At 45.2% G+C, this 21,712-nt stretch carries 9 protein-coding genes; all 9 read right to left on the reverse strand.

The annotated features are described in order from the left end of the window. Positions 1–3,885: CshA/CshB family fibrillar adhesin-related protein (locus RP262_RS02955; RefSeq protein WP_311154258.1), on the reverse strand; the 3,885-nt coding region annotated here is incomplete at its 3' end. Between the two features lie 209 nt (positions 3,886–4,094). Continuing rightward, complete coding sequence (locus RP262_RS02960; RefSeq protein WP_311154259.1) at positions 4,095–14,273, reverse strand: CshA/CshB family fibrillar adhesin-related protein; 10,179 nt, start codon at positions 14,271–14,273, stop codon at positions 4,095–4,097. Positions 14,274–14,443: 170 nt separating this feature from the next. Further along, entirely contained in the window at positions 14,444–14,935 is a 492-nt protein-coding gene (locus tag RP262_RS02965) for a flavodoxin family protein (protein WP_002919258.1), read from the reverse strand. Positions 14,936–15,009: 74 nt separating this feature from the next. Continuing rightward, complete coding sequence (gene budA / locus RP262_RS02970) at positions 15,010–15,729, reverse strand: acetolactate decarboxylase (protein WP_125445183.1); 720 nt, start codon at positions 15,727–15,729, stop codon at positions 15,010–15,012. 150 nt (positions 15,730–15,879) lie between these two features. Next, positions 15,880–17,109, reverse strand: coding sequence for a hypothetical protein (locus RP262_RS02975; RefSeq protein WP_311154260.1), 1,230 nt, complete (start codon positions 17,107–17,109; stop codon positions 15,880–15,882). After that, positions 17,096–18,274: an AI-2E family transporter gene (locus tag RP262_RS02980; protein ID WP_311154261.1), complete on the reverse strand. Its 1,179-nt coding sequence runs from the start codon at positions 18,272–18,274 to the stop codon at positions 17,096–17,098. Before RP262_RS02980 ends, RP262_RS02975 begins: the two co-directional genes overlap by 14 nt. A 168-nt stretch (positions 18,275–18,442) precedes the next feature. Continuing rightward, a complete protein-coding gene (locus tag RP262_RS02985; protein ID WP_311154262.1) occupies positions 18,443–19,816 on the reverse strand; it encodes a HAMP domain-containing sensor histidine kinase in 1,374 nt (457 codons plus the stop codon). After that, positions 19,813–20,469, reverse strand: a complete 657-nt coding sequence (locus RP262_RS02990) for a response regulator transcription factor (RefSeq protein ID WP_002915478.1) — start codon at positions 20,467–20,469, stop codon at positions 19,813–19,815. Before RP262_RS02990 ends, RP262_RS02985 begins: the two co-directional genes overlap by 4 nt. A gap of 21 nt (positions 20,470–20,490) precedes the next feature. Beyond that, complete coding sequence (locus RP262_RS02995) at positions 20,491–21,708, reverse strand: ABC transporter permease (protein WP_002897806.1); 1,218 nt, start codon at positions 21,706–21,708, stop codon at positions 20,491–20,493. Between the last annotated feature and the right edge of the window lie 4 nt (positions 21,709–21,712).

Raw genomic sequence — 21,712 nt, forward strand, 5'->3', positions numbered from 1 at the left:
ATCAACACGTTTCACAGTAACTGGATCTGGCTTGCCTACGAATTGCTTCTCAGGAGTGAAGGTCACTGCCCCATCTGGAGCAATCGTGTAAGTTCCTTGACCTGGAATGTTCTTCTCTTTACTTCCATCTTCAAAGGTCGGTTCAACTGTTTCATCAATCGGAACTAGTTGGTCACCGCCCGCAAAGGTTGGAGTGCCCGTTTGTGGAAGACCTTGAGGGCCAGTGCCAGTCGCATTAGTACCTACCGGCGTTACCTTAGTAACAGTTGGCGTGTAAGTTGCAGTCACTTCCGTGCCATTTTTATCAATACGTTTTACTGTAACTGGTGTTGGTGTGCCAACATACTGTTTCTCAGGAGTAAAAGTGATAGAACCATCTGAGTTAATAGTGTATATCCCCACTCCCTGAACAGTCTTCTTAGGCTGACCATCTTCGAAAGTCATTGGAGAATCCATATCAATTGGAACAGTTGAGTCGCCAGGAGTGAAAGTAGGCGTCCCCTTTTGCGCTTGACCTTGGAGGCCGGTTGATTCAGCATTGATGCTGGTTGGGATTACTTGCGTAACGTTTGGCCAATAAACTGCATCTGCAGTAGAACCGTTCTTATCCCTTACACGAAGATGTGCAGGAGTAGGCGTTCCGTAGAAATCAGGAGCAGGTTGGAAACTAATATCTCCATTAGCTTGAACAGTGTAAGTTCCTTGTAGCTTGCCACTTGCGTCGCTAACTGCCAAGGTATTACCCTGTTGAACCTGCCCATCCACAACGAATTGTGGTCCTGCTGGGTTTAATGGGACTGTTTGTGTTTGGTTATTAACAGTTGCTTGACCAGGAGTAAAGTTTAGGTGACTCGTTTGAAGTTTCCCTTGGAGGCCAGTAGTCTGTGTATCTTGACCTGTTGGGGTTGCGGCCTTAACTTCAGCTTGATAAGCAGCGGTTACTTCTGTCCCGTTCATATCAACACGTTTAACAGGTTCAGCACTTGGACGGCCAGTGTAGCTAGGAACCGGTTGGAAGGTTACGCGACCTGCGTTATCAACCATATAAGTTCCAACATTCGGAATAACCTTAGTTGTTTGACCGTTATCAAAAGTTGGAGCAACTGCCTCATTAATTGGCACACGATTATCACCTGGCGTAAAGATCAAATTACCAGATTGTTCAGCACCTTGAATACCTTCAGAGTTTGCTCCTTGTGCTGTTGGAACAAGACGAGTTACTGTCGGTTGATAGGTTGCAAGGTGCTCTGTTCCATCGGTATCATACAATTGTAGGTTAACAGGGTCGACCGTCCCTACAAATGACTTATTCGGAGTGAAAGTCACACGACCAGTAGCTGGATCTAACTCAAAGCTTCCCACTTCTTGGCCTTGCGAGGTTGCCTTCGCACTTGTTCCAGCAATACGATTGCCATCAGCATCCAAGAAAAAGACAGGATTCGTTGCAGATGGTTGAGCAGGTGTCTTAGCAGGATTGCCATCATTAAAGACAATATCTTGCACTTGAGGCAAACCTTGTGCGTCCGTCGAACGATGTTCCGTGAAATTCAAAACAGTCGGAATATAGCGGGCATCCATATTATTCAACTTATCGTTGATAACAGGTTCTCCATTATTCTTCGCAATCCAATCTGTACTTGCACCATTAGTATCAACACGGCGGATATTAATTCCTTGAGTAGTACCGATAAAGCCAGTGCTAGGTTCAAATATCACATCCACATTTGCACCCTTGGCTGTTACTTTATATCGTCCCTCAGCAGTACTGTACCAACCGTCGCCATCTGCTGTTAATGTATGACCTGCATTGTCCAAAACGACAGGTGCTACAGTTGTATCAATAGCCACTTTCTTGCTTTCATCATTTTGATCAATACCTTGAGGTGTAAACTGAAGAGTAGCTTTCTGACGCTGGCCGATTATTCCCGTACTTTCCTTCTTTTCACCCTTTGGCGGATAGGTCAAGACGACTTCTAAGTCTTCAACTTCCCCACTAAAGGCTGTTCCAGTAGGTTTTTCAATATCTCCCTTATTCAGGGCAATGCGGACCCGCATTCCCAGCTTGCTAACTGCAGGATTGGTCATCGCTGGATTATTCTTAAAATTAACAGTATAGTCGCCAGCCGTTGTTACTTCAGTAAATTCGCTGGCCTCATTTTCATCAAAAACACCGTTTTGATTGAAATCAATCCAAGCACGAACATAGGCCTTGCTATTGCCATTGGCAGATGCTTGGAGACGAACTGAGTAGTCACCATTTTGAAGACGATTAACTCGGAAGAGGTTATTTGTCTTACCAGTCAAATCAGAAGGCAAGAGCTGATCAACCCCTTCGTCTGCGTGATCAGTATCGTCATCATGTCTCCAGTCATTACCCGAAGTAGTATCAATATCAGCTTCAACTCGACCCAAGAATGGCTGAGGAGTTCTTGCACCTGTATTGGCATCATAACCAGAAATAGCATGAACAGCATTTCCATAAGAGGCCGGTGCATCCCCTTCATCAACTACCATAAAACCAATCATAGCAGCTTGCTGACCAGAAGAAGCAATATAAATTCCAACTTCTGAAGCGCCACGTGTCATCACAATCGGAACTGTGTGATCTTTAGAAGTATTAGGACCAAAGACCTGGGAGCCTAAGCCTCCTGTTTTTTGATCTGGATTAGTAAAAGCAGTCCAGTCGATTACAGGTATAGTCGCATTATCTCCTATATATTGACCATATCTGTTAGGGTTCATTGGAGAATAGGTATCCGTAATTACAGCACCATCTGGCCGAACGCGTTTCCATTCTGCCAAGTGTTCCCATCCTTGGCCATTGGTCGTGAAGATAGCATACTCCCCTGGGTTAGCTTCTTCTCCATCAGACATGATAACGGTTGCTTTTACAGGTTTCCCAAGGTAAGTCGCTTCCACCTTGAACTTTATACCATAGCTAGCACCATTTTTAGGGACTTGTAATTGAGTCTTTCGACCATTGGTGTTAATCCCTTGGTCTCGGACGGCTGTCCATTGATTCTGTTCCGAACCTATAATTTTGGGTCTAGCCGAATCTCCTTCGGCTTCTTGCTTTTTATAGTCTTCGTTTACATATCTGAACCAAGTGTTTTTCGCATTCGGATCATAGCTGTTTTCATACGCAGTACCCTTGACGCGGTCACGATAAATCTCTGTTGAGTGGAAGGGTTTTAATTCCGTCACTGTCAGTTTGATACGATAGCCTGGCGAAATTTCTTTTTCATAAACAGTACCAACTTTAAAGGAATCGTCCGTATCTAAGTTGCTGATGGCACTTTTATCACCAAGATCCAGCCAGTTAATCTGCTTCATCAACTCCGTAGGGTTCTTTTTTTCAGAATCAGCCAAAGTAGGCTTCTCAATGGTGTTGTTAGGATCACCATCTCGCAGACCAGTAGGTGCTGCATCCCGTCTTACCCGACGAGAGCGACTAGGCTGAGCTGCCTCTGCGACTGCTACTGGTTGAGCAGGATCTGGTTGGGTATTTTCCTCAGACTTAACTTCTGTGGGAACACCTGCTTGTGAAGAGGCAGTTTCTGCCGCCGGCTGCTCACTTGTTGACTTGCCATCTGAATCAGTCCTTGCTGTCGATACAGCAGATGCATCTTCTACCTGAGCTGAAATAGTGGCAGGATTACTTTCCTCAGCTGGTGAATTTACTGATTCTGCAGTACTTCCTGCGGAACCTGCTGTACCTGTTTGCGAAACCTCGCTTTGGGCATTAGAACCAACAGTTTCATCAGCGCTAACCTGTGTTGCTGCTCCCAAAAGAAGCAGGGTTGACAAGAGCACAGAACAAACACCGACGTTTAGTTTTCGAATCGAAAACTTACGCAGGTGAGGATTAAATAAATCTTTTCCCATAATAATCTCCTAAATAATCATTTAAATTGCAGATTTTATTATACACTATTCTATTTTAGTTATCCATATATATAACTATAATTGTAAGAAACTAACATTGTAATTAGACACTTTGTTAAAAACAGTCTATTTTTAACAAAAAATAGGAAAGATCCATAAAAGAATCTTTCCTATTTTAATTTGGTATCTAAAACCTAAATTCTTAATTTTTAGTCTTCAGACTTTTTCTTCCTCTTCTCTAATCCAATCAGTCCCAAACCAGACACTCCCGCAAGTAAGCTTGCAGCCAAGTATGAGGTTTCTTCTGTACCAGTCTTAGGAAGAGCTTTTGCACCCTCACTCTTGGAAAGAGAAGGTGGTACTGGTGTAATCGTCCGCTCTGGCTGAACAGGATTTTCTGTCACAGTCGGAACGTAAACCGCTGAAATAGTCTGACCATTACGATCTTTGCGAATCACTGTTACGCCGTCAGCTTGACCGACAAAGCCCGTTTCCGGTACAAAGGTCACAGTACCATCTGGCGCAATCGTGTAAGTACCTTGGCCTGGAACAGCCTTTTCGGTGCTGCCATCCTCGAAAGTTGGCGGAACGGTTGGATCCACGTCTCCTTCAAAGATAGGTTTACCAGTCTGAGGCTGGCCTTTAAGCCCCGTACTTCCACTGTCTATAGTATCAGTGCTTCCCAATACAGTCGGAGTATAGGTCGCTGTTACGGCATTGCCATAAATATCGAGACGTTTCACGACGACTCCGCGAGCAGTTCCGACAAAGTCAGCTTCCGGCACAAAGGTCACTGCTCCCAGCATATTGAACCGATAAGTTCCTTCTCCTGGGACAACCATTTCGGTGCTACCATCCGCAAAGGTTGGTGCTACCGCTTGGTCAATCGCCCCTTCAAAGGTTGGCGTTCCCGTTTGAGCTTGACCCTTGCGACCACTGGACACACTGTCCTTGCTGGTTGATGGTTCAACCACAGTTGGAACATAGCGAGCCGTCACTGAGGTACCGTTCTTATCACGACGGACAAGGGTCACACCAGTACCCTGACCAAGGAAATCAGCTTCTGGAGTGAAGGTGACTGTCCCATCTGGTGCGATGGTGTACGTTCCCTGACCTGGAATGGTCTTTTCCTTACTTCCGTCTTCGAAGCTTGGTTCAACGGTTTCATCAATTGGAACCAATGGATCACCTGCTTCGAAGACAGGTTTGCCAGTCTGAACATGGCCCTTGATATTTGTAGATGTGGTATTTTTACCAGTTGGGACTACTGCTTTCACTATCGCTTGATATTTGACAATAACAGGAGTTCCGTTAGCGTCTAAACGAATTAATCCCTGTTCTGATGTTTCACCCTTGAATTGTTTTATTGGAGTGAAGGTCACCTTGTTATCCACATCCACTTCGAACTTACCAACATTTGGCACTTCTTTAATATTCTTTCCGTTACCAAAGAGTGGAGTAGATCCAGCAGGGAATGGAACTAATTTATGTCCTGGCGTGAAAGTCACTTGACCTTTTTGAACCTGACCTTGCAGACCTTCTGTCTTAGTGCCAGTACCAGTCGGAGTTACCTTAGTGAACTCTGGACTGTAGGTCGCAGTTACTGGTGTACCATTTTTATCTACTCGTTTCACAGTGATTGGATCTGGTTTGCCCACAAACTGCTTGTCGGGAGTGAAGGTTACTGCGCCATCCGGAGTAATGGTATAAGTTCCCTGACCTGGAATGGTCTTCTTCTTGCTTCCATCTTCGAAAGTTGGCTCTACTGTCTCATCGATCGGAACTAGTGGGTCTGCACCTTTGAAAGTTGGAGTGCCGGTTTGCGGAAGACCTTGTGGGCCAGTGCTCATTACGGTTGTGCCTGTTGGAGTCACCTCTTTCACTACCGCTTGGTACTTAACTGTAACAGGGGTGCCATTGACATCAGTGCGAGTTAATTCGAGTTCTGGTGTCTCACCCTTGAATTGTTTGTCGGGAGTGAAGGTCACCTTGCCGTCTGCGTCCACTTCAAACTTACCAACATTTGGTACTTCTTTAACTGTGGAACCATTGTCAAATAACGGAGTCGAATCCGCTGGGAATGGAACTGAATCATGACCAGGCGTGAAGGTCACTTTGCCTTCTTGGACTTGGCCTTGAAGCCCTTCTGTCTTGACACCAGTACCAGTTGGAGTTACCTTGGTGAACTCTGGACTGTAGGTCGCTGTTACTGGTGTGCCATTCTTGTCCACTCGCTTGACTGTGATTGGGTCCGGCTTACCTACAAACTGCTTGTCCGGTGTGAAGGTCACTACGCCATCTGGAGTAATGGTGTAAGTTCCCTGACCTGGAATATTTTTCTCTTTGTTTCCATCTTCGAAGATTGGCTCAACTGTTTCGTCAATCGGAACCAATGGATCACCACCTGCAAAGGTTGGAGTACCCGTTTGAGGAACACCCTGAGGACCAGTGCTGGTTGCAGTAGTACCTATTGGGGTCACTTTCTCGACAGTAGGCGTGTACTTAGCCGTCACTGGAGTACCATTCTTATCTACTCGCTTAACAACAACTGGGTCTGGTGTCCCAACAAATTGCTTGTCTGGTGTGAAAGTAACAGAACCATCTGGTGCCACTTCAAAGGTACCGACATTTGGAACTTCCTTGCGTTTACTTCCATCATCAAAAGTCGCTGGAGTGTCATTATCCAGTGGTACATCTGGGTCGCCACCGACAAAGTTTGGTTTACCCATTTGTGGACGGCCTTGTGGACCAGTGCTGGTTGAGGTAGTACCTGTTGGAGTTACCTCTTTCACTACCGCTTGGTACTTAACCGTAACAGGGGTACCATTGACATCAGTGCGAGTCAATTCAATTTCTGGCGTTTCACCCTTGAACTGCTTATCTGGCGTAAAGGTTACCTTGCCATCTGCATTCACTTCAAACTTACCAACATTTGGTACTTCTTTAACTGCGGAACCATTATCAAACAGCGGAATTGAACCAGCTGGGAATGGAACTGAATCATGACCAGGCGTAAAGGTCACTTTGCCTTCTTGGATTTGGCCTTGCAGACCTTCTGTCTTAGTGCTAGTACCTGTCGGAGTAACAGCAGTCACAATTGCTTGGTAGTTAGCCTTAGCTACTGTACCATTTACATCAGCGCGGCTGAGTTCGATTTCCGGTGTCTTACCAACAAACGTTTTAACTGAAGTAAAGGTGATATTCCCCTCTCCGTCTACTTCGAACTTACCGACTTTGGCAATTTCTTTCAGATTAGTACCGGTATCAAAGACTGGCGTACTGTTTTCTGGGAAGCCGACTTGCGGATTTCCTGCTTCAAAAGTAATCTTACCTTTTTGAACTTGGCCTTGAAGCCCCTCTGTCTGAGCACCTTTCGCAGTCGGAGTGACTTTCTCAACTGTAGGTGTGTACTTAGCCGTCACTGGTGTACCATTCTTATCTACCCGCTTAACAGTTACCGGATCTGGTGTACCAACATATTGCTTGTCAGGTGTGAAAGTGACAGAACCATCTGGTGCCACTTCAAAGGTCCCGACATTTGGAACTTCCTTGCGTTTGCTTCCATCGTCGAAAGTAGCTGGAGTGTCATTATCCAGTGGTACATCTGGGTCGCCACCGACAAAGTTTGGTTTACCCGTTTGTGGACGGCCTTGTGGGCCAGTACTGGTTGAGGTGGTAGCTGTTGGAGTTACCTCTTTCACTACCGCTTGGTACTTAACTGTAACAGGGGTGCCATTGACATCAGTGCGAGTCAATTCGAGTTCTGGTGTTTCACCCTTGAACTGCTTATCTGGCGTAAAGGTTACCTTGCCATCTGCATTCACTTCAAACTTACCAACATTTGGTACTTCTTTAACAGAAGAACCATTGTCGAATAATGGAGTCGAATCTGCTGGGAATGGAACTGAGTCATGGCCTGGCGTGAAGGTGACTTGGCCTTCTTGGACTTGACCTTGCAGACCTTCTGTCTTGGCTCCAGCACCTGTTGGAGTTACCTTGGTGAACTCTGGACTGTAGGTCGCAGTCACTGGTGTGCCGTTCTTATCGACACGTTTCACAGTGATTGGATCAGGTTTGCCTACAAACTTCTTGTCTGGAGTAAAGGTCACTGCACCATTTGGAGTGATGGTGTACGTTCCCTGGCCTGGAATGGTCTTTTCCTTGCTGCCATCTTCAAAGCTTGGTTCAACGGTTTCATCAATTGGAACTAGTGGGTCCGCACCTTTGAAGGTCGGAGTGCCAGTTTGAGGAAGGCCTTGAGGACCGGTGCTCGTAACGTTAGTTCCTGTTGGAGTTACCTTGGTAAACTCTGGACTGTAAGTCGCAGTCACTGGCGTTCCATTCTTATCCACACGTTTAACAGTGATTGGATCTGGTTTGCCTACAAATTGCTTGTCTGGCGTGAAGGTCACTACGCCATCTGGAGTTATGGTGTACGTTCCTTGACCTGGAATGGTTTTTTCCTTGCTGCCATCTTCAAAAGTTGGCTCGACTGTTTCATCAATTGGAACTAGTGGATCCGCAGCTTTGAAGGTTGGGGTTCCTGTTTGCGGGATACCCTGCGGACCGGTGCTCGTAACGGTGGTACCTGTCGGAGTTACTTCTTTCACTACCGCTTGGTACTTAACTGTAACAGGAGTGCCGTTTGCGTCCACACGAATAATCCCTAATTCTGGTGTTTCACCCTTGAACTGTTTGTCTGGAGTGAAGGTAATAATACCATCTGCATCCACTTCGAACTTACCGATATTTGGTACTTCTTTAATATTTTTTCCGTTACCAAAGAGCGGAGTCGAACCTGCTGGGAATGGAACTAATTCATGGCCTGGCGTAAAGGTGACATGACCTTTTTGAACCTGACCTTGAAGACCTTCTGTCTTATCACCAGTTCCTGTTGGGGTAACAGCAATCACAGTCGCTTGGTAGTTGGCCTTGGCTGCTGTACCATTGATATCTGCACGGCTAAGTTCAACTTCTGGTGTCTTACCGACAAACGATTTGACTGGTGTGAAGGTAACATTACCCTCCTCATCAACCTCGAACTTACCAACTTTGGCAATTTCTTTGACATTTGTGCCGGTATCAAAGACCGGTGTGCTGTCAGTTGGGAAGCCGACTTGCGGACTTCCGGCTTCAAAAGTAACCTTGCCTTTTTGAACCTGGCCTTGAAGCCCCTCTGTCTGAGCACCTGTCGCTCTTGGAGTCACTTTCTCAACTGTAGGCGTATACTTGGCTGTCACAGGAGTGCCATTTTTGTCCACTCGCTTAACAACAACTGGATCTGGCGTGCCAACATATTGCTTATCTGGGGTAAAGGTAACAGAACCATCTGGTGCCACTTCAAAGATACCAACATTTGGAACAACCTTGCGCTTGCTTCCGTCGTCGAAAGTAGCAGGAGTGTCATTATCCAGTGGTACTCCAGGAGTGCCGCTTACGAAGTTTGGCTTGCCTGTTTGTGGCCGACCTTGCTCACCAGTGCTGGTAATATTTGTTCCTGTTGGAACCACTTCTTTCACTACCGCTTGGTATTTGACTGTTACTGGTGTACCATTCACATCTGCTCGAATCAATGTTAGCTCAGGAGTGGTTCCCTTAAACTGCTTGTCTGGCGTGAAAGTAACCTTGCCATTAGCATCCACTTCAAACTTACCGACATTTGGCAATTCTTTAACAGTCAAACCGTTATCGAAGAGTGGAGTTGTTTCAGCTGGAAACGGCACAGAATCATGACCTGGTGTGAAGGTGACATGACCTTCTTGAACCTGACCTTGTAATCCTTCAGTCTTATCACCAGTACCTGTTGGCGTCACCTTGGTGAACTCTGGGCTGTAAGTTGCCGTCACGGGCGTACCATTCTTATCAACACGTTTCACTGTCACTGGCTCTGGTGTGCCTACAAACTGCTTCTCCGGCGTGAAGGTCACTGCGCCATCTGGAGCAATGGTGTAAGTTCCCTGACCCAGAATAGCCTTTTTCTTACTGCCATCTTCGAAAGTTGGCTCTACTGCTTCATCAATTGGAACCAGTGGATCACCACCTTGGAAAGTTGGGGTACCCGTCTGAGGAAGACCTTGTGGACCGGTGCTAGTCACATTAGTTCCTGTTGGAGTTACTGGTGTAACTGTCGCGATATAAGTGACTTTCGCGGCAATACCATTTGCATCTTTGCGAGAAATGCTAATTTCTGGTGTTTCACCTACAAAGCGCTTGTCTGGCGTGAAGGTGATATTGCCCTCCGCATCTACTTCAAACTTACCGACTTTGGCAATTTCTTTTACATTGGTGCCGGTGTCAAAGACTGGTGAACTGTCAACTGGGAATCCTACTTTAGGATCTCCAGCTTTAAAAGTTACACGTCCTTTTTGAACTTGGCCTTGCGGACCTTCTGTCTGATCTCCAGTTCCCGTCGGAGTCACAGCAGTCACAGTCGCTCGATATTTGGCCTTAGCTACTGTACCGTTGACATCTGTACGGCTGAGTTCGATTTCTGGTGTCTTACCTACAAATGTTTTGACTGGAGTAAAGGTGACATTCCCCTCTCCGTCCACCTCGAACTTACCGATTTTGGCAATTTCTTTCACATTCGTGCCAGTATCAAAGACTGGAGTGCTGTTTTCTGGGAAACCAACCTGAGGACTTCCTGGTTCAAAAGTAACCTTGTCTTTTTGAACTTGACCTTGAGGGCCTTTTGTCTGAGCGCCTGTGGCTCTTGGAGTCACTTTCTCAACAGTAGGCGTGTACTTAGCCGTCACAGGAGTGCCATTCTTATCTACACGCTTAACAACAACCGGATCTGGTGTGCCAACATATTGCTTGTCCGGTGTGAAAGTAACAGATCCATCTGGTGCCACTTCAAAGATTCCGACATTTGGAACCACCTTGCGCTTGCTTCCATCTTCGAAAGTCGCTGGAGTATCATTATCCAATGGTACATCTGGGTTGCCACTGACAAAGTTTGGCTTACCTGTCTGTGGACGGCCTTGTTTACCAGTGCTGGTGATGTTTGTTCCTGTTGGAGTTACAGCAGTGACTGTTGCCTTGTAGATAGCTGTAGCTGTGCTGCCATTCGTATCTGTACGAGTAATCCTGATGTCAGGTGTAAGGCCTTTAAATTGTTTCTCTGGAGTAAAGGTTACATTTCCATTCACATCCACTTCAAACTTACCAACAGTAGGCACTTCTTTAACAGTCGAACCATTGTCAAAGAGCGGAGTTGAGCCAGCCGGAAAGACCACTGTTTGTTTTTGACCGTTGACTTGCGCAGAACCTTCTGTGAAGCTGACTTTCCCTTGCTGCACTTGGCCTTGTATACCACTGGTTTCAGCATTCGTCGCACTTGGTGCTGCTGCTTTTACATCAGCCTGATAGGTAGCTGTTACTTCTGTTCCATTGACATCTACTCGCTTGATAGTCTCTGCTGCTGGACGTCCAGTATAAGTCGGCAGTGGAGTAAAGGTAACTAGACCTTGATTATCAACCTGATAGGTACCAACACCAGCAACTATTTTAGTCTGGCTGCCATTATCAAAGGTTGGCAACTTCTTGCTATCAATAGGCACACGATTATTGCCCGGATTGAAGGTCAGCTGTCCTGTCTGAACTGCACCTTGAATGCCCTCACTGCTGGCACCTTGAGCAGATGGTCTAACAGGAGTCACCTTTGGCTGATAAACAGCTTGATGCGGAATACCTTTGCCATCAAGCATTTGAACAGACACAGGGTCAACAGTACCAACGAAGTTTTTGTTTGGTTTGAAAGTAATCTTACCTGTTGAAGGCTCGACTTCAAAACGACCAATTTCCTGACCATTTGATAAAGCTGGAACTCTAGTATCATCTGTAGTCGTTCCATCTGCTCTCACAAATTTTACAGGATTTGTTGTACTTGGACTTGCAGGAGTTTTGCCAGCATCTCCATCATTAAAGACAGGTGTCTTTTCTTGCGTTAGTCCTTGAGCATCCCTTGTTTCATACTTAGGAACATTCAGCACGGTTGGCACATAGCGTCCATCCATAGTGTTGAGCTGGTCGTTGATGACTGCTTCAGCTTGATTCTTAGCAACCCAGTCTGTGCTTGCACCGTTAGTATCAAAACGACGGATATTAATCCCCTGAGCTGTGCCGATAAAGCCAGCCTTAGGCTCATATACCACATCTACATCAGCGCCGTTTGCAGTTACTTTATAACGGCCTTCAGCAGTGTTGTACCAGCCTGCTGCATCAGCAGTCAGTTCATTTCCTCTCGCATCTAATACAATCGGAGCTTTAGTAGTATCAATTGCTACTTTCTGATTTTCAGTATTTTGAGCAATCCCCTGTGGAGTGAAATGAAGAGTGGCTGTCTGTCTCTGATCACGGATTCCAGTACTTTCCTTCTTCTCACCTTTTGGTGGATAAGTCAGTTCAACTTCTAGGTCTTCCACCTCACCACTAAATGCAGTTCCGGTTGGCTTTTCAATATCTCCCTTGTTCAAGGCAATACGAACCCGCATTCCAAGCTTGCTAAGTTCAGGATTGGTCATGGCTGGATTCTTCTTAAAGTTGACAGTATAATCTCCCGCAGTTGTTACTTCGGTAAATTCACTGGCTTCGTCTTCGTCAAAGACACCATTATTATTGAAGTCAATCCAGGCACGGACATAGGCTTTTTCGTATCCGTTAGCTGAAGCATGGATGCGGAGAGAATAATCTCCGTCGTGCAGACGGTTTACTGGAAAAAGACCATTGGTTTTCCCGACTAAATCATCAGACAAGAGCTGATTAATACCTTCATCGGCTAAATCATTCTGATCGTCATGCTTCCAGTTGTTTCCAGATGTGGTATCAATATCAGCCTCCACTCGACCCAAGAATGGCTGTGGATTTTGACCGCCAGTTTCAGCATTGTATCTTGAAATAGCATGGATAGCTTTTCCATAAGAATCCGGTGCATCCCCTTCATCAATTGCCATAAAACCAATCATCGCAGCCTGCTGACCAGAAGAAGCTATGTAAATACCAACCTCTGAAGCACCACGAGTCATCACAAGCGGAATTGTATTGTTTCTAGAAACGTTCGGTCCAAATACTTGACTTCCCAGTCCGCCAGTCTTTTGGTCAGGACTGACATAGGCCTGCCAATGAACACCAGTACCGTCATTTCCAATAAATTGGCCTTCTGTAGTAGGCTTCATTGGCTTATAGGTTTCTGTAATCTCAGTAGTCACACCATTTGCGTCTGTAACTGTTCGCTTCCACTCGGCCAAATGTTCCCAACCCTTACCATTGGTTGTAAAGATAGCATACTCACCAGGGTTTGCCTCTTCGCCATCAGCCATGACAACTGTTGCTTTAACTGGCTTCCCACGATATCTAGCTTCAACTTTGAACTTCACACCATAGTTGGCTTCATCTTTAGGAACCTGCAGTTGGGTCTTACGACCCTTAGTATCAATTCCCTCTGACTTAATAGCTGAATATTGATTCTGAGCAGCACCAGTAATTTTAGGACGGTAATCATCACCATACCAATACTGATAAGCATAATTATTACTATTGTTATATTGAAGCCAAGTATTTTTTGCATTGGGATCATAACTGCTTTCGTACTCAGTTCCCTTTACTCGATCACGATAGATCTCTGTCGCATAGAAAGGTTTCAATTCAGTAACAGTCAGTTTGACCACATAGCCTGGAGAAATCTCTTTTTCATAAACCGTTCCAACTTTAAAGGAGCCATCTCTATCTAGATTTCTCAGTGATTTAGTATCACCAAAATCTAGCCAGTTTACTTGCTTCATCAACTCATCAGAGCGTTTTCTTACAGATTCTTCCAGTGTTGGTTTAGAAACTGTAGGATTAGCTGTTGCATCTTGTGTGGCAGAACTAGCTTGGCCAGCAGGACTGGTAGTACGAAATGATGTTCCTCTTTCCATCGGCTGGCCATTACGTTCAGACCTAGGCATAGCTGCAGAACTTGGTTTTGGCGTATATTGCACTGAGTAAGAGCGCGTCCGACTAGCTTCAGCAGGTCCTGCTTCATTAGAGGTCTCAGCTGTCTGATTAGCTTCTTGCGCCTTTTCAGGTGCTGTTTGCTCTGGAGCTGCAACTGGACTTACCAGCTGATTTTGATTAGCACTTGCTTCTGAGTTAGCTGTTTCAGAAACAGCAGATGTTGCTGTATTTTCATTAGCAGGCTGACTGACTGACTGACTGACAGCTGACTCCGTCGGCTTTTCTGGCAGTGAGATATTATCATCCACAGTTCCGCTGGCAGTTTCATCTGCATTGACTGTAGCCGCAGTACCTAAAAGGAAAACGGTAGATAATAATACCGAGCAAACTCCAACATTTAATTTTCGAATTGAAAACTTGTTTAAATGGGGATTAAATAATTCTTTTCCCATAGAATCTCCTATATTAATATTTAATAGCAACTGGTATTATACAACATTTATATTTAGTTAGCCATGGATATGACTGTAGTTGAGGGCTATTGTGTCCAAAAATGGACACATAAAAAAAAGGCTCCATTTTTATAGTAAAAAAGAAGATCCGCAAACGAATCTTCTCACTTTTAACCTTCTGATAAAACCTTATCTAATTTTTCCTGCAGGGCTGCTAATTCCCAACCTTCGATTTCTTTTAGCTTATGATTGGTCACTGCCAGCCCCTCATATTTGAGTCCGCAGTTCCGGCAAAAACGGTTCATGACGTAGTCCAGCATTTCAATTTCTTTGCTGGGCTGAGAACCTTGCAAGAGCAAGAATACCTTTTTGCCCTTAAGTGCTTCCTGCGGCTCATGCACATCAGCCACTCGGTCCAACAGAGTTTTTAGCAAACCCGAAAAAGACCACCAATAAATAGGACTGGTAAACACCAAAACATCGGCTTGGCTCAGCTGCTCATAAACTTGAAAGAACTGATCGTTTTCTGCTGACTGGCCATATTGCTCAATATGGTAGTCCACTAATTGAAGGGCCTCGTAATCTCTATCCCGCAGAAAAAAGTGCCCCAGCTTAAAACTATTGCCATTCCTATTTGGGCTGGCGTTTACCAAATAAATCATAGCTTCACTTCTCCTCTGTTCTTTTTCCAATTATATCAAAAAAGAGGGCAGCAAACAATGCTAGCTCCTGCTATTTATTCCGACTTTTCCATATCTTCTTTCATCTCATCCATATTAAACTTAGCAAAGAGATACTTGCGATCCTGAACTGGAAAACGCTGATCCAGCTGGTCTACAGCTCCCAACTCGACAACGCCTTCCTTGATGACAAAGTCCATGACATGACCGCCAAAAGTCAGATCATCCGATACAAAATGCAGATGATAGCCTGCCAGACTGACCCCGTGGAAAATCTCAGGCGTCCAGATACCAACGATGGTTCCAGTGATATTTTCCTTACAGTACTCAGGCTGATTGACCGCTACTTCTGCAAACTTACGCTCCGTTGTAGACTTGGGAATCATCCGAACATGCATGCGGGCGAAATCACCATGAATCTTGATAGAGCGGAAAAGATTTTCCCCATCATAGTAAGACTCAATCCGCTTTTCCAGTTCCTTGTCGTTCATCTCAAAGCGCTGACGGAAAATGACCTCCGCTTGGTGAGGAACCACTGCCGCATAAGGCACAGTCATATCCGGTGACACTTCAACCACTTCTGGCACCTCTCCAGATCCCTTTGCCTGATAAGCCTTACCATCGAGAATAATGAGCTCTCCATCAATAGAGTCCAGCGTTCCCAAACCCAAATCTCCATACTGCAGCAGCTCTCCAACAGTCATACTGCCATCGTAAAGACCAGCCATCAAAGCTCCCAAAGTATTATATTGAAATAATTTGATTGGTTCTGCCATTCTTTTTCCTTAATCTTTCTCTTCTTATAAATACTATTGCCCATCCAGCTAAAATTTTTTCATCCTAATTACATGTACTTACTGAATTTCTACCGCCAATCATTATACCATAAATTGTGGGAAAGAGCTGAGCAAGTGCTTCTTGAGCTCTTATAAGCTTTCATAAAGCTCCTGCATACTAGCATCATCAGGTACCAATCTCAAGTAAGAAGCCGCAGCCTTTTTAGCTTCGTCGAATCTGCCTAGTTCTCGCAAAAGATAGACATACTGCTCCAGAAACTCTGGATTGTCTTGCAGTTCATGAGCCAGTTGATTATAAAGTTCCTCTGCTTTTTCCAGACTTTCCAAAGCCTGATAAGCACGCGCCAAATTCCAGCGGGTCAAGGCATTATCGACTTCTTGCTCTGCAAATTCTAAAATCTCCTCATAGCGCTCCTGCTCCAAATAAAGAGTAGTCAGTCGCAAGGCAATCTCTTCCAAACCATCCGCATCTTCCTGAGCATGCAAAAGATAATTTTCAGCAGCTTTCTCATCATGAAGTTCATAAGAAAGCTGTGATGCTAGGAGCAAGAGCCGAGTCTCAAAAGGATTCTTAGCCAAGCCCTGCTGGGCAAGAGTCAGAGCTTCGGCCGTCCGATGCTCCGCATGAAGAGACAGGGCATAGCCATATTCGTAGCCTTCAAAATCCGGTGACAGAGTATCCAATTGCTTGAAATAAAGATTGGCCTTTTGGTATTCTTCCTGATCCGCTAATATAGTTGCCAGCTCATAAACCGCAGCATCGTCATACTCCAGCTCAACTGCTTTCTCCAAAAACTCAATGGCCGGCGCAAATTTTCCAAGACTGGCATAGCAGACCCCAATCCGCTGATAGGTTGAGACGCCTGTCTGTTCAAAGATTGAGCGATTGTCTAGCTGGGCATATTCCTTAATCGCCTGAGAAAAATCCCCCAACTCCAAATCTATCTCAGCCAGACCAAAGGTTACTAAAGCCTCATCAGTCAGCTCTGCTGCCTGAGCTAATTTTTCACGAGCCACATCAGGAAGCCCCTCTAGCTGATAGAGGTCAGCCTTAGCCAAGAGAGCAGCGACATACCAGTCACTGCTTGGCTGAATCTCCTCCAGATAGGCAAAAGCCTGCTCCAAGTCCCCATCGTCACTGGCAATAGCTGCCAGACTGATATAAGAAGCTGGATAGCCAGGAGACAACTTTTCAAAAATACGCTTGGCCTGAGGGAAAAAGCCGATACTCTCTAAGTAATCGGCCAAATCCAATAATTCTTCTTCGCTGTCTGTAGTCAAGGCTTGCTCGAAATAACGGTCAGCCAGAGCTAGGTCCTGCTCCTGTAAAGCTGCCAACATTTGCTCACTCTTGCTCACTGCTCTCTCCTTCTTGTTCAAAATCGGCTTCATAGAGGCCACTTACTTTCTGATACCACTTAAAGATGGCTGCAATGGCAACCTTGGCCGAAGCATAGGCAGGAATTCCCAGGAAAACGCCCCAAATGCCAAACATGGTACCAGAAGTCAATAATACGAATAAAATCGTAATCGGATGAATGCTGAGCTGACTGCCCAAGACCAGAGGAGAAACAAAACGCCCCTCGATAGTCTGCTCAATGATGAAAACGACAATGACCTTAGCCAGCATCACCGGACCCCCGGCAATCAAACCGATTGCCAGAGCCGGAAGCATAGCCAAAAAGCTGCCCAGGTAAGGTACCAGATTGAGAACGCCTGCAATGACTCCAAGAGTGACACCATAGCGCAGACCAATAATCTTGAAGAAAACGATAAACATCAGAGCTACAATGATAGCAACCGTCACCTGACCTCGCACATAGTTGGCCAGCTGACTGTTGATATCCGTCATCACTTGACCAAAGGATTCTCGGAATTTAGTTGGCAGAAACTGGGTTACATAGCCTTTCAGGTTTTTCCCGTCTCTCAGCAGATAAAAAAGGATAAACGGCATGATGATAATAGCCACGACAATCTGCGAAGTTGTACTGATTAAGTTCCCCGCCCAATTGACTGCCCGCGATGAAAAATTGCTGGCCCAATCGGTAATCTGGCTAGACAGATTGCTAGTGTATTCCTCAATCTGCGGCTTGAAATCTGCCGAAATATACTTGGTCACAACATCGTCGATGAACTTGTCAGCCTGCTTCAGATAAGCCGGAACATTTCTGACAAAGGCCATGACCTGATGCTGCAAGCTAGGAATAGCAACAGCCAAGCCCCAGATAATCAAAAAAGCAATTAAAACAAAGACAATGGTAATAGCAACCAGTCGATTAATCTTATGCTTTTCCATCCAGTCAACAATCGGATTTAACAGATAATAAAGCAGACCAGCTAAAATAACCGGCAGCATGATTACTCCCAAAAATTCAATGACTGGACTAAAAATAAAACTGATTTTACTAAGTATAAAAATATTCAGTCCCATCAAGAGGGTTACTAGAAAGACTGTAATGGCCTTGTTATCCAAAAACCATTTAAAAAACCAAGATAGGCTAAAATCTTTTTCTTTGTGCTCCATATTCTCCTCCTTTAACTTGTCATTTCATTGTAACATTTTTCAGAGAAAAATTCTCTGCTCAACTATAGGGAAAAGCAAAAAAAGAGGAGCCAGAAGACTTGTATTTTTCGCAAAATACAGCTTCTGACTTCTCTCTTTGGCTCCTGCAGGGCCAGCTAGAATGCAAGGCTATTTTTCGACAGCTGGCAGAGAAATGCTAAAGCGCATCTTCCGCCCATCAAGGGCTTCAAACTGATATCGCAGACCATGCTTGTCCAAAATCTGCTGAACGATAAAGAGTCCCAGACCTGTTCCGCCATCCTTTCGATTGCGACTGTAGTCTGGCCGGTAGAAAGGCTGAAAAATCTGCTGGATTTGGTCTTTGTTTAAGACTCGTTCCGCTTCATTTTCGATGACTAGCTTACGCTCTTCCAGCCTAAGTAGAATCTGTCCGCCTTCTACTGTATAATGAAAGGCATTGTCCAGAAGATTTTTGATAGCCTTGAGCAGATAGGTGCGGTTACCCTTGACCTTCGCTTCTGCCAGCTCAACTTGAAAATGGTAGTGTCTGACATCTGCTAAAACTCGATAGGTGCTCAGATTTTCCTCCAAGACCTGCTTGAGTGAAAAGACTTCTTGTTCGGTTTCGGTCTTCATCTCCAGTTTAGAAATGGCTAAGATAGACTGGACTAACTCCGACTGCTCCTCTAGAATTTCTCGGCACTTCTGCAAGTACTTGTCTCGATCTTTAAACTCTCCTACTCCATAGATCATGCCATCGACCATCCCCATCATACTGGTAATGGGGGTCTTAAGCTCATGCGAGGTCATCCGCAGAAACTCAGCCTTTTCCCGTTCGCTTTCTGCTACCTTTTCATTTTCTAGGCGCAGAGCCTCGATACTGGTCAGCAGATTGGCATAGAGATGATTGATATCTTGAGCCAGTTCAGCAATCTCATCACGCCCCTTGACCTGACAGGTCACATCGGGCGCCAGACTCGTCATTTGACGGGTGCTCTTAGAGATGGCTTTGATACGCTGACTGGAAGTCCGGCTATAGAGATAGGCAGCCAGACCACCTAGACTCAGAGACACAAGCAAGACAAATGGATAGAGATTGAGCAAAATCCGACTAGCATCAGAAACAGGCTGTAAGGAATATTCTCCTCTCAGGACAACTTCTTTACCATCTGAAGTTCGAAAACTTTCTGATAAACTCTTGCTCTCATAGTCACTGTTGGCAATTGTCGGAACGATGGTCAGCTGCAGAGAACTTTCATCGCCAGCTTCGAGTGAAGGATAGAGAATCGTATTGTCTTTCGCCAGCAAGGTAAACCAAATCAGATTACTCTTTTTACTATAATCACTCAACAATTCGCCGATTTCCTGACTGGACTTTCCTTTAACTTGCTTGGAAACTTGGTCAAATTCCCGCTGAGCTTCTCCACTCTTAACCTGCTGATAATACACCGGCATGGCAAAGTAAAGACTGGCTAGAACGATAGTCACCACCACGAAAATGATGGACGAGGTCAAGAGAAAGTTCTTTTTGACAATTTTCACTTGTCTTCTCCTCCAAGCTGGTAGCCCATACCTGTAATGGTTTTCAGCGGCACACCCGGAATCTTTTTGCGGATATTCTTGATATGATTATCCAGTACCCGACTATCCAGCTCGCTGTAGCCCCAAATGGTATTCATCAGCTGATCACGGGTCACCAAGTGGCCCTTCCTCTTAGCTAGAGTCTGCAAGATTTCATATTCTTTCTTGGTCAGAGGCATCTTCTCACCCTGCCAGTAAACCGTGCAGTCATCAATCGAAACCGTCAGGTCGCCAACAGCAATCTCTGAAGCAAGAGTATTTCTGCGCAGAATATTCTCAATCCGTTTGACTAAGATTAGCGGTGAAAAAGGCTTGGTTACATAATCACTGATGAGATGGTTAAAGCTGACCAGCTGGGTATACTCGTCATCCAGAGCTGTCAAAATCATGACCGGAATCTGAGAAGTCTTGCGGATTTCCTTCAGTACTTCCAGACCGCTCTTGGTCGGCAGCATCATATCTAAGATGACCAGATCGAAGGGCTCTTCTTCAAAAGCCTGCAAAGCATCGCCTCCGTCAAAGACTGGCCTTACCTCATACTGACTTTCCTTTAAAAACTCGCAAATCACCTGATTAATCGTCGTATCATCTTCCACCACTAGAATCTTGTGCATACTTAGATTTTTCTCCTTTACCTATTCAAATCGCAGGGCTTCAATTGGATCCAGCTTGGATGCTTTCACAGCTGGCAAGAGCCCAAATACTACTCCTATTATACAACAAAAGAGCAAACTTACAAAGACAGAAAAGAGGGATAGAATATACGGATAGGCTAGAGACTGGGTGATGGCAAAGCCAGAGGCGATACCAGCCACCACGCCAATAATTCCTCCCATCAAGGTTAGGATGACTGCCTCTATCAGGAACTGCTTGAGAATGATCTTCCGTCGAGCTCCCAGAGCCTTTTTAATACCAATTTCACGAGTCCGCTCAGTCACTGAAACCAGCATGATATTCATAACACCGATACCTCCGACTAGGAGGGAGATGCTAGCAATACCAGCTAGCAAGACGAAGTTAGACTTGTTGAGATTATCCAGCTGCCGTTCAAATTCCTGCAGGTTGAGCACACCAAACATATAGTCTGACGGTGGCATTTGCTGATTGAGATAATCACTGACCTTCTTGGCCACCTTCTTTAAATCATCGGCCTTGTGGGTTTGGACAGTCACTTCAGGACTGACATTAATGGTATCAAAAATCCGATGCCACTGCTGCAGGGGAATATAGGCCACCTTTTCCGCACCAGCTGTTAAGCCACTCTGCTCTGTGGACTCAAATACGCCAATAACCTTAAAGGGATTTCCTAAGACTTCAACATATTTTCCGATACCATCACCCTTTGGAAAAAGACTGTCATAAAGGGACTTTTCCAGATAGGTCACCTGCTCTTGATTTTTAAAGGCTTCTGAGTCAAATCCTTCACCTTCTAGCAGACGTTGCTGCTTGATGTCAGCGGCTGTCTGCGAAACAGCTTGAATCTTCCCAGATGACTTTTGGCTCAGGTAGTAAATCTTCTCATCTGTACCATAGGTCAGCAGAGCATTCTTGACCCCAGAGATTTCCTTAATCTTGCTTAATACATCCTCTCCCATAAAGGGAATATAAGAAGGTTTCTGAGCTTGAGATTTCTCTGGAATGGTTGGATCTATGGCGCTTTTCTTGTCATAGACGACCTTGATTGTGTTATTGTTGCCGCCAATGAGCTGACGCTTGGTATTTTCCGTATTCCCCTCAATGATAGAAAAGATAGCGATGATAGCGCCTATCCCGATGATAATCCCCAACATGGTCAGCATAGAGCGCATTTTATGCGACAAGATTGAATTCAGAGCTACAAAAATATCTTCCATACAG

Source organism: uncultured Streptococcus sp., from assembly GCF_963456385.1.
Classification (GTDB): Bacteria; Bacillota; Bacilli; order Lactobacillales; family Streptococcaceae; genus Streptococcus.

Excerpts from the sequence above, each read along its gene's own strand:
- RP262_RS02990 (WP_002915478.1), bottom strand. The coding sequence starts at position 20,469 with ATGCACAAGATTCTAGTGGTGGAAGATGATACGACGATTAATCAGGTG.
- budA (WP_125445183.1), bottom strand. The coding sequence starts at position 15,729 with ATGGCAGAACCAATCAAATTATTTCAATATAATACTTTGGGAGCTTTG.
- RP262_RS02965 (WP_002919258.1), bottom strand. The coding sequence starts at position 14,935 with ATGATTTATTTGGTAAACGCCAGCCCAAATAGGAATGGCAATAGTTTT.
- RP262_RS02960 (WP_311154259.1), bottom strand. The coding sequence starts at position 14,273 with ATGGGAAAAGAATTATTTAATCCCCATTTAAACAAGTTTTCAATTCGA.
- RP262_RS02995 (WP_002897806.1), bottom strand. The coding sequence starts at position 21,708 with ATGGAAGATATTTTTGTAGCTCTGAATTCAATCTTGTCGCATAAAATG.
- RP262_RS02980 (WP_311154261.1), bottom strand. The coding sequence starts at position 18,274 with ATGGAGCACAAAGAAAAAGATTTTAGCCTATCTTGGTTTTTTAAATGG.